The 12,995-nt window shown below is 73.8% G+C and carries 10 protein-coding genes; 6 read left to right on the plus strand and 4 right to left on the minus strand.

Features of this window, described 5'->3' with window-relative positions; genetic code table 11:
* Positions 1–6: 6 nt before the first annotated feature.
* The 3 genes from LX15_RS02395 (at position 7) to LX15_RS02405 (ending at position 2,904) form a co-directional block, all read left to right on the plus strand.
* Complete coding sequence (locus LX15_RS02395) at positions 7–789, plus strand: oxidoreductase (protein ID WP_253667780.1); 783 nt, start codon at positions 7–9, stop codon at positions 787–789.
* 205 nt (positions 790–994) lie between these two features.
* Positions 995–2,254, plus strand: coding sequence for a sensor histidine kinase (locus LX15_RS02400; protein ID WP_253667781.1), 1,260 nt, complete (start codon positions 995–997; stop codon positions 2,252–2,254).
* The gene (locus tag LX15_RS02405; RefSeq protein ID WP_253667782.1) at positions 2,254–2,904 is read left to right on the plus strand and encodes a response regulator; all 651 of its coding nucleotides are present in this window, start codon (positions 2,254–2,256) and stop codon (positions 2,902–2,904) included. Before LX15_RS02400 ends, LX15_RS02405 begins: the two co-directional genes overlap by 1 nt.
* Here the strand turns inward: LX15_RS02405 and LX15_RS02410 are convergent.
* Genes LX15_RS02410 through LX15_RS02420 form a run of 3 tightly spaced genes read right to left on the minus strand, consistent with a single transcriptional unit; the run spans position 2,874 to position 4,278 of the window.
* Positions 2,874–3,461 carry a DinB family protein gene (locus LX15_RS02410; protein ID WP_253667783.1) on the minus strand — a complete coding sequence of 196 codons (588 nt, stop codon included), beginning with the start codon at positions 3,459–3,461 and terminating at the stop codon, positions 2,874–2,876. The two genes, LX15_RS02405 and LX15_RS02410, sit on opposite strands and share 31 nt — an antisense overlap.
* On the minus strand, positions 3,377–4,120 hold the full coding sequence (locus LX15_RS02415) for an adenosine deaminase family protein (RefSeq protein ID WP_253667784.1): 744 nt from the start codon (positions 4,118–4,120) through the stop codon (positions 3,377–3,379). Before LX15_RS02415 ends, LX15_RS02410 begins: the two co-directional genes overlap by 85 nt.
* A 14-nt stretch (positions 4,121–4,134) precedes the next feature.
* Positions 4,135–4,278: a hypothetical protein gene (locus LX15_RS02420; RefSeq protein ID WP_253667785.1), complete on the minus strand. Its 144-nt coding sequence runs from the start codon at positions 4,276–4,278 to the stop codon at positions 4,135–4,137.
* Between the two features lie 356 nt (positions 4,279–4,634).
* Between LX15_RS02420 and LX15_RS02425 the strand changes: the two genes are divergently transcribed.
* The 3 genes from LX15_RS02425 to LX15_RS02435 all read left to right on the plus strand — a co-directional run bounded on the left by LX15_RS02425 (position 4,635) and on the right by LX15_RS02435 (position 11,831).
* Positions 4,635–6,485, plus strand: a complete 1,851-nt coding sequence (locus LX15_RS02425) for a Xaa-Pro dipeptidyl-peptidase (RefSeq protein WP_253667786.1) — start codon at positions 4,635–4,637, stop codon at positions 6,483–6,485.
* Positions 6,486–6,682: 197 nt separating this feature from the next.
* Positions 6,683–10,042, plus strand: coding sequence for a phosphodiester glycosidase family protein (locus tag LX15_RS02430; RefSeq protein ID WP_253667787.1), 3,360 nt, complete (start codon positions 6,683–6,685; stop codon positions 10,040–10,042).
* Positions 10,043–10,778: 736 nt separating this feature from the next.
* A complete protein-coding gene (locus LX15_RS02435; protein WP_253667788.1) occupies positions 10,779–11,831 on the plus strand; it encodes a DUF4192 domain-containing protein in 1,053 nt (350 codons plus the stop codon).
* A gap of 119 nt (positions 11,832–11,950) precedes the next feature.
* Here the strand turns inward: LX15_RS02435 and galE are convergent, their stop codons facing one another.
* Complete coding sequence (galE, locus tag LX15_RS02440; RefSeq protein ID WP_253667789.1) at positions 11,951–12,913, minus strand: UDP-glucose 4-epimerase GalE; 963 nt, start codon at positions 12,911–12,913, stop codon at positions 11,951–11,953.
* Positions 12,914–12,995 lie beyond the last annotated feature (82 nt).

Genomic DNA, 12,995 nt, shown 5'->3' on the forward strand with positions numbered 1-12,995 from the left:
GTTCCCGTGGACCTGCACCTGTCCGGCCGGACCGCGCTCGTCACCGGAGCCAGCAAGGGCATCGGCCTGGCCATCGCCCGCCTGCTCCGCGCCGAGGGCATGCGCGTGGTCGGCGCCTCCCGCACCGTCACGCCGGAGCTGGCCGCGCTCGACGTCGAGACGGTGACGGTCGACCTGACCGAACCCGACGCGGGCCAGCGCCTGGTCGCCGCGGCCCTCGACCGGCTCGGCGGGATCGACCTGCTGGTGAACAACGCCGGCGGCGCGGAGAACGCCACCCACACCGACGGCTTCCTGTCGATCGACGACGCCGCGTGGCAGCGCACCCTCGACCTCAACCTGATGAGCGCGGTGCGCGTGACCAGGGCCGCGCTGCCCAGCGTGGTCGAGCGGCGAGGAGTGATCATCAACATCTCCTCGATCGGCGCCCGCTTCGCCCACCCGCCGGTGGACTACGGCGCGGCCAAGGCCGCGCTCACGAACCTGAGCAAGGCATGGGCCGAGGAGTTCGGACCGAGGGGCGTGCGGGTGAACACCGTCTCGCCCGGCCCCACGCTCACCCAGAACTGGAAGGACCCCGAGGGCTTCGCCGGCGACCTGGCCAGGGCCGCCGGGCTCGGCCACGCCGAGTTCCTGGCCTCCCTGCCGGAGACCATGGGCATCACGACCGGGCGGCTCGCCGAGCCCGAGGAGGTCGCGGCACTGGTCGCCTTCCTGGCCTCGCCGCACGCCGCCAACATCACCGGCGTCGACTACCGCGTCGACGGAGGCGTGATCAAGGCCGTGTGACGTGACCGCGTGGTGACCACGGGTGGGGAGCCGACCCCCAGTCTCGGCTCCCCACCCGCTCCCCACCCCGGTCGCCCTCCACCCTGGTCTGCCACCGCGACCAGGTCCTCCCGCCACGGCGGGACCGTGTCCCTCTCCAGAGGGAGACCGAGGGTCCGACACACGACGGAGGTCGGCGGGATGGTGGTCTGACAGACTTCGGAGCGTGTCCGCCGTCGCCACCCGATGGACGCACCGGATGGTGCGTCCGTTCCTCACCAGGGCCACCTACGGCAGGTGGGTGTTCCTGTTGCTCGGTGGCGTCTTCCTGGTCCCCTACGTCGCGCTCTACGCGATGCTGTTCCGGCTGCTCACCGCCGAGCTGCACGGCTCGGACCGCTCGGTGGGCGCGGTGCTCAGCGTCATCGCCGTCGCGATCTCCTGGATGCCGGCGTTCATCCCCGGCGTCCGCGTACTGGAGGCCGCGGCCGCCCGCGCCCTGCTCGACGCCGACGTGCCCCCGGAGGTCGGCGCGCCCACCTCGTGGAGCGCGCGGTGGCGCGCGGCGGCCTGGTTCGTGCTGCACATGGTCGCCGGCGGGCTGCTGACCCTGCTGTTGCTGGTGGTCCTCCCGTTCGCCGTCCTGTTCCTCGTCGGCCCCTACGGGGGCGGCGACCCGATGCTCGACGCCCTGGGTGTGCGACTGGACGGCGTGTTCCCGCTGGTGTGGGTGCCGCTGGCCGGGTTGGTCGTCATCGTGGGCACCTTCCACCTCGGCGGCGCGGTCGGCGCGTGGCTCGGCCGGTGCGCCCCGGCGTTCCTGGGGCCCTCCGCCGCCGAGCGGCTGGCGGAGCTGGCCGAGCAGGCCGACCAGCTCGCCGAACGCAACCGGCTGGCCAGGGAGCTGCACGACTCCGTCGGCCACGCGTTGACGATCACCACGCTCCAGGCCAGCGCCGCGCACCGCCTGCTGGAGACCGACCGCGAGTTCGTCCGCGACGCGTTGCTGGCGATCGAGGAGACCGGGCGGAGCGCGTTGGAGGACCTCGACCACGTCCTGGGGCTGCTGCGGGACGGCGCGGCCTCCACCAAGCCGCAGCCCACCCTCGCCGACCTCGACCGGCTGCTGGCCAAGACCCGGTCGACCGGGGTGACGGTCGACGCCCGCATGACGGGCGACGTGCGCAGGGTCCCGCTGGTGGTCTCCCGCGAGGCCTACCGGATCGTGCAGGAGGGGCTGACCAACGCGCTGCGCCACGCCGGGAAGGTGCCGGTGACCGTGCGGCTCGCGGTCGACGTCGACGAGTTGGAGCTGGAGATGAGCAATCCGATCGACACCGCGCCCAGGAAGAGGGCGCGCGACGGCGGTGGCCGCGGCCTGAAGGGGATCAACGAGCGGGTCGCGATCCTGCGCGGCGCGGCCTCCGCCGGACCCGAGGACGGCCGGTGGCGCGTGGTGGTCCGACTCCCGCTGCGGGCGGCGTGATGGGCACGCGCGTGCTGCTCGTCGACGACGAGGACCTGGTGCGGACCGGCCTGCGGGCGATCATCGACGCGGAGCCGGACCTGTCCGTGGTGGGCGAGGCCGCCGACGGCGCCGAGGTCGGGCCGCTGGTGCGCCGGCTCCGCCCGGACGTGGTGCTCATGGACGTGCGGATGCCGGCGGTGGACGGCATCCAGGCCACCCGGCACATCCTGGACTCCGTCCCCGAGCCGCCCAAGATCCTGGTCGTCACGACGTTCGAGAACGACGACTACGTCTACGAGGCGTTGCGCGCCGGGGCGAGCGGTTTCCTGCTCAAGCGGGCCCGGCCGAGCGAGATCGTGCAGGCGGTGCGGGTCGTCGTGCAGGGCGACTCGCTGCTGTTCCCGACGGCGATCCGCAACCTCGCGGCGCGCAGCCGCAGTCGGGAGGCCGAGGACGGCCTGCGGCGGGCGCAGCTCACCGAGCGGGAGGCCGAGGTGCTGCGGGCGATGGCGCGGGGGATGTCGAACGCCGAGATCGCCGCCGAGCTGTTCGTCAGCGTGCAGACGGTGAAGACGCACGTCAGCAACGTGCTGGCCAAGCTCCAGGCCAGGGACCGCATCCAGGCCGTGATCGCCGCCTACGAGTCGGGGTTCGTCTCGCCCCGGTGAGGCGCCGGTGGCGCCCAGCGGGTTCCGGCGGCGCTGGCCCGGTACAGGTCGCGGAGTAGCGCGACCTCCGCGCCGTGGTGGTGCACCTCCCGGTTGATGTGCAGCACGAGCGCCGCCAGCGGGTAGGCGGCGAACGGACCCTCGGCGGGGCCGCAGGGGCGGGCCAGGTCGTCCTCGTCGAGGGTCGCCAGTCCCGCGGCCCAGGCCGCGTGGTGGCGGTCCAGGAAGTCGAGGCCGGCGGCGGCGGTGCCGGGCCAGTCGACGGTGTCGAGGTCGAACGAGCCGTCCCCGAAGTGCCGGCTGGCGCGCATGCCCAGCACCGGGCCGCCGATGTGCGCGATCCGCCACGCGATCGTGGTCACCGGCGGCGGGGACGGCTCCGGCCACACCCAGTCGCAGACATGGCGTCCGCCGCTGGTCGGGCGCACCGACCAGCACCCCGCCACCGGTTCCCACAGGTACTCGTCGTCGGTCAGGCCGGCCAGCCTGGGCCGGAACTGGTTGGTCCAGTACCAGTCCAGTTGGGCGACGAGCTCGGACCGCCAGTCCACCGGCATGGGGGCCTCCCCGGGCGCCGACCGTCGTGTCCTCCGAGCGTACGGCCGACGTTCCGCGCGCGCGTGGCGTCGTCGCAGAACCCGGCGCGCACCCCGGCGCGCGACAGCTCAGCCAGCTCGGCCGGGGACACGCCGACCTCCGTGTGGCACAACGGGTACTCGTGGTTCAGGTCGGTGTCGGACATGCCGGGGTCGTCGGTGGCGAGCGTGACCGGGACGCCGGCGGCCAGCAGCCGGGGCAGCGGGTGCTCTGCCAGGGAGCGCACCGCCCTGGTCCGCACGTTCGACGGCGGGCAGACCTCCAGCGCGATGCCGCGCTCGGCGAGGTGCTCCAGCAGGCGCGGGTCGTCGACCGCGGTGATGCCGTGCCCGATCCGCTCCGCGCCCCGCTCGCGCAGCGCGGACCACACCGGCTCTGGGCCGGTCGTCTCCCCGGCGTGCGGCAGGCTGCGCAACCCGGCCGCCCTGGCCCGGTCGAACGCCTCGCGGAACAGCTCGGGGGCCGACCTCCAGGCCACCGAGCCCGAACCCGACCGCGCCCTCCGGGCGGTGGCGCAACACCCAGTCCACGGTGTCGAGCCCGGCCCCTTCTCCCCGGGGATGTCGAAGATCCAGACCAGTTCGACGCCGTGCTCGTCGTCGGCGCGGCGCCGGCCCACCGCCCATGCCTCGGTTAGCTGGTGAGGTGCGCGAAGTCGGTGAACTCGGAGAACCGGCGCGGGCGCTCGGGGTCGGTCGGCACGGCGAGGGCAGGCTCGGGGCGGTCGGCGTGCCGGCGGGCGAGGGCCAGGACGGTGTCGACGGAGGCCGATCCCACGAGGTGGACGTGCGGTTCGACCTTGGGCAGCGCGTCGACGAACGACCGGAGGTCAGCGGACGTGGCGGCGCCTTTCCTGGAACGGGGAGGAACGGGGCGGCAACGGCGACGGGCGGCGGTGGGACGCCCTCGCGTCTCACCAGGCCAGCTCGCCCCGCGAGTGGTCCTCGCCGTCCAGCGGCAGGGGAAGAAGGCCGGCCGGGTACGGGTCCACGGCGGGGAGTCTCGCGGACCGGGGCCGGGGCGTGTCAACCGACTTTGGTGTCCACTGTGGACGACGAAAGGGGGATTGACACCGGCCGCGCGCGCGGTGAGGGTGCCACAAGCCGAAGGACCGGAGATCCCGGGAGTTGCCCATGAGATCCGCACGTTCCGCTCTGCTCGCCGCCGTGGTGGCGTTGCCGATGACCGCGTTGACAGGGGGAGTCGCGTCCGCCGCGCCACCGGGTCCCGTCTTCGCCGACGGCCAGGCCCAGCCCGTGTTCGACCCGGCCGACGTGGTCAGGGAGGACGTGTGGGTGCGCGCCCCGGTCGACAGCGACGGCGACGGGCGCGACGACGAGGTGCACCTGGAGGTCGTGCGGCCCCGCGCCACCGACCAGGGCCTGCGGGTGCCGGTGGTCTACCAGGCCAGCCCCTACTTCTCCGGCGGCAACGACGTGACCAACCACAACGTCGACGTCGAGCTGCACGTGCCGGACCGCCACGGCCATCCCGGCGGACGCGACGGGAAGCGCCACGGCGTGGCGGGCGACGAGCGGGTCGCGGCCGCGCTCGGCACGGGCCCGAACGCGGTGCCGATCGGTTGGCAGTACGAGCAGTTCTTCGTCGCCCGCGGCTACGCCGTGGTCTACGGCGAGTCGTTGGGCACCGGCAAGTCCACCGGGTGCCCGACGACGGGCGGCCGCAACGAGACCATCGGCGCGAAGTCGGTCGTCGACTGGCTCAACGGTCGGACGAGCGCCAGGAACGCCAAGGGCGAGCCGGTCCGCGCCGGATGGACCACGGGCAAGACCGGCATGATGGGCGTGTCGTACAACGGCACGCTGCCGAACGCGGTGGCCACCACGGGCGTGAAGGGCCTGGAGGCCATCGTCCCAATCGGCGCGATTTCGAGCTGGTACGACTACTACCGCGCCGACGGCGCCGTCGTCGCCCCCGGCGGGTACCAGGGCGAGGACGCCGACGTGCTGGCCGAGTACGTCCACACCCGCGCCGACCGCGAGATCTGCAAGCCGGTGCTCGAACGGCTCGCCAAGGAGCAGGACCGGGTCACCGGCGACTACAGCGGGTTCTGGGACGAGCGGAACTACCTCAACGACGTCGGCAAGGTGCGCGCGGCGGTGCTCGCCGTGCACGGCCTCAACGACTGGAACGTCAAGACCAAGCAGGTGGCCCAGTGGTACGAGGCGCTGAAGCAGCGCGGCGTGCCCCACAAGATCTGGCTGCACCAGTCCGGCCACGTCGACCCGCTGAGCCTGCGCCGCGAGGAGTGGCTGCGCACGGTCAACCGGTGGTTCACCCGCTACCTGCACGGCCAGCACAACGGTGTGGAGTCCGAGCCGAGGGCCACGCTCCAGCGCGAGGACAAGTCCTGGGTGGACGAGGCCGAGTGGCCCGCTCCCGGCACGGCCGAGGCCGAGCTGCGGCTGCGGCCGGGCGGCCCGACCACCGGCGGGCTCAGCCCGCACGGCCGGCGGCCCGGCGCGCCCGTGGCGGAGAAGCTGACCGACGACGCCACGAAGCGCGCCGAGGACTTGGCCTCGGCGGCCAGCTCCCCGAACCGCCTGGCCTACCTGACCGAGCCGGCGCGCGCCGAGGTGCGGGTCAGCGGCACGACGAAGGTGGACGCCCGACTGTCCTTCGACCGCCCGGCGGCGAACGTGACCGCGCTGCTGGTGGACCGCGCGCCGGACGGCTCGACGCACGTGATCACGCGTGGCTGGACCGACCCGCAGAACCGGCACGGCGCCGACCACACGCAGCCGCTGCGCCCCGGCCAGTGGTACCGCGTCGGGGTGGAGATGCAGCCCGACGACTACGTCCTGAAGCCGGGCCACCGGCTGGGCCTCGTGGTGCTGTCCAGTGACCACGACTTCACCCTCCGGCCCAAGCCGGGCGCCGGCGTCACCGTGGACGTCACGAACACGCGGCTGGTGCTGCCGGTGGTGGGTGGTGCCCGCTCGCTGTTCCGTTCCCTCGGCTGATTCCCTCGTCTGTTCGAACGCGCCCGCGCCGGCCTCCGGCGCGGGCGCGTTCGCGTCGCCGCCCCACGCCTTCCCGATCGGGCGTCGGCCGAACAAGACCATTCGGGTGCCGTTCACCTTCTCGGCTGGTCAGTTGTCACCCACACACGGTCTGATCTAGTCAGGCGTTTTCGGGTCCTGCCCTCGGGGAGGCGCTGATGTCCGGTCGGCTCGCCGCACTCGTGCTCACCGTCGCCACGGCCTCGGCGCTCCTCGCCGGTCCGGCAGGGGGCGCCGAGGCCCCGTTGGGGCCCCGGCCCGTGGAGGACGCGCCGGAGGGGTCCCCGGGGGAACGCGCGACGGTGCTCAGCGCGCCCGGCCGGTTCCGCTCCGCCGCCGTGGAGGACGGCATCGAGACCGACCGGGTGGAGTCCAGCGTCGCGCCCGGCCTGACCCTCACCCAGTTCGACCAGTTCGCCGCCCGGGGGTGGGCGCGGGGCGACGCCCTGTCCGTCGACCTGGGCGAACCCGCGTTGCACGCGCGCTATCTCGGCCCCCACGGGGTTTCGGCCCGTGAGCCGTTGTCGGAGCAGGCCGCGTCCGCCGGCGCGATCGCGGGAGTGAACGGGGACTTCTTCGACATCAACGCGACCGGGGCGCCGCTCGGGGTCGGCGTGTCGGACGGACGCCTGCTCCACGGGCCGGCCCAGGGACACAACGGCGTGGTCGCGGTCGACGACCACCAGCGGCTCGGCCGGGTGGCCGAGATCTTCCTCCACGGCGCGATCACCCTGCCCGACGGGCGGGAACTGGCCACGACGAACCTCAACTCCCCGGTGGTGGCGGAGAACGGCATCGGCCTCTACACCTCCTTGTGGGGCCCGGCATCCCGCCACACCGCCGTGGGGGAGGCGCGGAACACCGTCGAGATCGAACTCCAGGACGACGTGGTCGTCGCGGTGCGGTCACGACCGGCCGAGGGGCCGATTCCCGCCGGCAGGACGGTGGTCCTCGCGCGTGACGCCGGAGCCGAAGCGTTGGCCGGAGTCAAGGCCGGCGACCGTGTGCGCGTGCGGTACCAGCCTCGTGGCGACGCGGCCAGCGTGGCGGTGGGAGGGCTCCAGGTCCTCGTGCGCGACGGAGTCGTGCAGCCGCTCGACGACACCGCCATGCACCCCCGCACGGCGGTCGGGTTCTCCGCCGACGGCCGTCGGATGACGATGGTGACGGTGGACGGGCGACAGGCGGACAGCCGGGGCATGACCCTGCTGGAGCTCGCCCGCCTGATGCGCTCGCTCGGCGCGCACCACGCGCTGAACCTCGACGGCGGCGGCTCCTCGACCCTGTTGGCGCGGCAACCGGGCGACAGCGCCGTGACCGTCCACAACGCGCCGTCGGACGGCGGCGAACGCCCAGTGCCCAACGGCCTCGGCATCACGGCTTCCGGCAGTGGCCGCCTCGCCGGTTTCCGCGTGGCTCCGGCCGTCCCCGGGCGACACGCCGAGCGCGTCCTCGCCGGCCTGACCCGCCGGATGGTGGCGCACGGCCATGACGAGGTGGGCGGACCCGTGGTGACCGAACCCCGGTGGCGGGTCGTGCCGTCGTCGGCGGCCTCGGTGGAGGGGCGGCAGGAGACCGCGGTGTTCCGGGCGGGTCACCCGGGCACGGCGACGGTCGTGGCCGGCCAGGGCCGGGTCGAGGGCAGAACCGAGCTGACCGTGCTGGGGCCGCCGGTGCGCGTCGCCACGGACGCCGGGCGCGTCTCCCTGTCGGGCCAGGGAGCGCGGGGCCGGTTCCGGGTCCTCGGCCACGACGCGGAGGGGTTCGGCACGTGGGTCGAACCCGGCGACGTGGCGCTCGACTACGACCAGCGGGTCGTGCGGATCAGTCCGGACCGGGACGGGTTCGTCGTCGAGGCCGTGACGGAGTCGGGCGCGACGACCGTGACGGCCAGGGTGGGTGGGCTGGTCACGCGCTTCGGGGTCACCGTCGGCACCCGTCCCCACCTTCTGTCCACAATGGACAAGATCGGGGAGTGGCTGGCCAGTGTCCACCCGGCGGTGGTCGGCGCTCGTCTGTCCACTGCGGACGGTCGATCCGGGGACGGAGGCGCTGTCGCGCTGGACTACCGACTCACCGGCACCACCGCGACCAGGGCGGCCTACGTCAACGCCGCACCAGCGCTGGCCCTTCCTGAGGGCACCCAACGGGTCGGAGTGTGGACACAGGGCGACGGGCGCGGCGCGTGGCTGCGCATGACGCTACTGGACGCCACCGGCACCGCGGCCACGGTCGATCTCGCGCGGAGTGTGGACTGGACCGGGTGGCGGTACGTCGACGCGGCCGTGCCGCCGGGGCTCACCGGAGCCATCCGGCTCTCCCGGATCTACGTGGTCGAGACCGACCGGAACCGGCAGTACGAAGGCAGGGTCGTCCTCGACGACCTGACCGCCCACCTCGCGCCGCCGCTGGACGTCCCGCCGGATCCCGCGCCGCACGACGCGGCCGTGGTGACCGACGGCGACCTCGACGCCAGGCCGGGAGCGCTGCGGGTCGCCGTGGTCAGCGACGCCCAGTTCACCGCCGACGCCCCCGACGGCCCGCTGGTGGCCCAGGCCCGCCGGACCTTCCGCGAGGCCCTCGCCGCGCGGCCGGACCTCGTGCTGGTCAACGGGGACCTCGTGGACCGGGGCACGGCCGCCGACTTCGCCCTGGCCCGCCGGGTGCTGGACGAGGAACTGGGCGACCGCGTGCCGTGGCACTACCTGCCGGGCAACCACGAGACCTACGGCCCCGGCGACACCTCCGAGTTCCGCGCCAGGTTCGGGGACACGCACCGCGTGGTCGACCTGCGGGGGACACGCCTGGTGCTGCTGGACTCCTCGCTCGGCTCACTGCGCGCGGGCGGCTTCGACCAGGTCCGCATGCTCCGCGACGCCCTGGACCGCGCGGCGGCGGACCCCGGCGTGCGCGCGCTCGTCGTCACCATGCACCACCCGGTCGACGACCCCGGGCCGTCGGACACCTCCGAGCTGACCGACCCGAAGGAGGGAGAGCTGCTCACCCGCTGGCTCGCGACGTTCCGCGCCCAGACCGGCAAACCAACCGCGTTGGTCGCCGCGCACGCCGGGCTCTTCCACGCCAGCCGCGTCGACGGCGTGCCCCTGTTGATCAACGGCAACTCGGGGAAGGCCCCGGCGGCGGCGCCCGGCGACGGCGGCTTCACGGGCTGGACGCTGCTGCGCGTCGACCCGGCCGACGGGGTGCGCGCCGAGTTCCGCCCCCACGTCGACAGGCTGGAGCTGACGGCCCCGGAGCGGCTGGCGGCGGGGGAGAGCGGCGAGGCGCGGGCCGTGGTGACGCAGGACGGCCGCCGGGTGCCGGTCGCCTACCCGGTCGGCGCGGACTGGGCCGGCTCGCCGGAGCTGCACGTCGGCCCGGCCGACGGGGCGTCGTCCCGGCACGTCGCGGCGTTCGATCCGGCATCCGGGCGGCTGGTGGCGCTGCGGCCGGGGCGGGTCGAGATCGCCGTGACCGTGAACGGCACGCGGACGACGCGGACGGTCGAGATCCACTGACCCGACCGGGGTTCGGCTCGGCGACGTGCCCAGCCCGCGCCTCGCGCGGAACGGAAACCACGAGCAGCCAACCGCGTGATCCGTCGCGGTCGTCCCGCCGCCCACCCCTCCCCAGGAGACAGCCCCCACCCGCCCTGGGGGGCGAGCCCCGCTCCAGCCTACCGGCGAACACCCCGCACCCGAAAAGCACGCCAGTCCGCTGTGGACAACTCCATCCCCTGTGGACAAACCCATCGCCCAACCCGGCGACATGCTTGACATCAGAGGAAAAACGAGCCCAACACCCGCCGTCGGGCCGAGAACGCGATCACCGCAGGACAGCCCCCACCCGCCCTGGGGGGCGAGCCCCGCTCCAGCCTATCCGCCCACCACGCGGCGTCCAAGGGCATCACGCTCCGCTGTGGATAACTCAGGGCCCTGTGGATAACTCCGGAAACCGCCACACCAGACGGAGAAACCAACCCCACCCGCAGCCGCCCTGATCACCAACCCGGGTGAGGGACGACCACGGGTGCCGGGCGACGAGGTACGAACAGGGACACTCGCCAAACACGGCGCACGGGGCGCCGCACGATAGCACCGAGGGCCGACAGAACCTCTTTCCCCAGGCGAAAATCCGGCCTACTTATCCACATCGCCCTATCGGGCTACCGTCGGCGGAGGCCTCTCCTCGAGTTGTCCACAGGGACGGCGAAGCCGGCTTGGCGTCGTCGGCCAGGACCGCGATCGTCGTGCCATGACCACGCCGCCCCACGCCGACATCCGGCTCCGCGACCCTGGCGACCTCGTCGCCGCCGTTCCCCCTCTGCTCGGATTCCACCCCCACGAGTCCCTCGTCGTGATCGCCCTCGGCGGCGAGGAGCCCCACCAGCTCGGCGTCTGCCTGCGCGCCGACCTCGTGCCCCCGGAACACCACCACGACCTCGCGGAGAAGCTCCTCAGACCCCTGCTCAGCCATCGGGCCAGGGGGGTGTTCCTCCTGGTCGTCGGAGGCGGCGGTGCCGACCCGCCCGTCCATCTCCCGCAGCGCGAGCTGGTCGCCGTGGTCGACCGGGTCCTCGACGGCGGTGGCGTGCCCGTCCTGCACTCCCTCTGGACCGCGAAGATCGAGGCGGGCGCGCCGTGGTGCTGTTACCACGAGCCGGACTGCGCGGGAACGGTCCCCGATCCGGCGAGCACCCCGACGGCCGCCGCGGCCGCCGTCGCCGGGTGGGTCACCTTCGACACCCGGGAGGACGTCGCGGCCCAGCTCGCTCCCGAGGACGCCGAGACCATGTCCCGCCGCGCCGCGCTGCTGACCTCCGCCACCGCTGAGGCGGAGCAGGACCGGGTGCTGTCCGGGGCGGCGGCGGCCCGCCGGGACCTCGCGACCGTGCGGGACGCCGTCCGCGCCACGGCCGAGGGGCGGCTGGAACTCGACGACGCGACGGTGATCCGCCTGGCCGTGGCCCTGTCCGACCCGCGCGTCCGCGACGCGTGCCTGTCCTGGGGCGGCGGCGACGCGGCCGCCGCCGCGGAACGGCTTTGGCTCGGGCTCGTGCGGGCGACCCCGCCCCCGGAACGGGCCGAACCGGCCAGCCTGCTCGCGATCGCCGCCTACGTCAGGGGCGACGGCGCGTTGGCCGCCATCGCGGTGGACGTCGCGGAGGAGGCGCGGCCAGGACACCGCGTGGCCACGTTGCTCAGGACCGCGCTCCAGATCGGTGTCCCGCCGGCCCGGGTCGCGGAGTTGGCCGAGGACGCCGCCACCGACGCGCGAATCCAGATCGAGGAGGACGAGACATGGTGAGCCGGCTCGGGACACGCCCCGGGAAACGCTTCGGAAAGCACACGTCGCGGGTCCCCACACCCCGCCTGCGGCGAGGAGAAGGCCCGCGACGTGCGGAAACGATTGACAGGGACGCCCCGTCACGCCCCCTGTCGGGCCCGGGTGAACTCCCAGGCGTCACGGACGATGTCGGCCAGGTCCTGCCGCTGCGGCTTCCAGCCGAGTTCCTGCCGGGCCAGCTCGCTGGAGGCGACCAGCACGGCCGGGTCACCGGCCCGACGCGGCGCGACCACGGCCGGGACCGGGTGGCCGGTCACCGCGCGGCAGGTGTCGATCACCTGGCGCACGGAGAAGCCGGTGCCGTTGCCGAGGTTGTAGACGCGGTGCCGGCCGGGGACGGAGGTCTCCAGCGCGAGCAGGTGCGCCTCGGCGAGGTCGAGCACGTGGATGTAGTCCCGGACGCAGGTGCCGTCCTCGGTCGGCCAGTCGTCGCCGTAGATCTGCACCTGCTCCCGCTGGCCCAACGCGACCTGGAGGACGATCGGGATCAGGTGGGTCTCCACCGTGTGCCGCTCGCCGAACCGGTCGTAGGCGCCGGCCACGTTGAAGTAGCGCAGGCTGGTCGCGGCCAGGCCGTGGGCCGCCGCGTAGGAGGTGATCGCCTGGTCGATGGCCAGCTTCGTGGCGCCGTAGGTGTTCGTCGGCCGCGTCGGCGCGGTCTCCCGGATCGGGGACTCCTCCGGCTCGCCGTAGGTCGCCGCCGTCGACGAGAACACCAGCCGGGACACCCCGTTCTCGTGCATCGCGTCGAGCAGCCGCAGCGACGTCACCACGTTGCCCTGCCAGTACTTGGCCGGGTCCTGCATGGACTCGCCCACCAGGGACTTGGCGGCGAAGTGCAGCACGCCGTCGAAGCCCTCCGCCAGCAGCGGACCGGCCACGTCGCCGACGTCGCCCTGCACGAAGCGGCACCCCTCCGGCACCGCGTCGGCGTGGCCGGTGGACAGGTCGTCCAGCACGACCACCTCGTGTCCGGCTTCCAGCAGCCGCGCCGCGCACACACTGCCGACGTAGCCCGCTCCGCCCGTCACGAGCAGCTTCACGCCCGATTCCCGCCTTCCCCTGTCATGGTTTTCCTGTCGAGATCCTGTCGACCCGGTTCCGTCGGTCGTCCCCCCGGAACCG

Source organism: Streptoalloteichus tenebrarius (genome assembly GCF_024171885.1).
Lineage (GTDB): Bacteria > Actinomycetota > Actinomycetes > Mycobacteriales > Pseudonocardiaceae > Streptoalloteichus > Streptoalloteichus tenebrarius.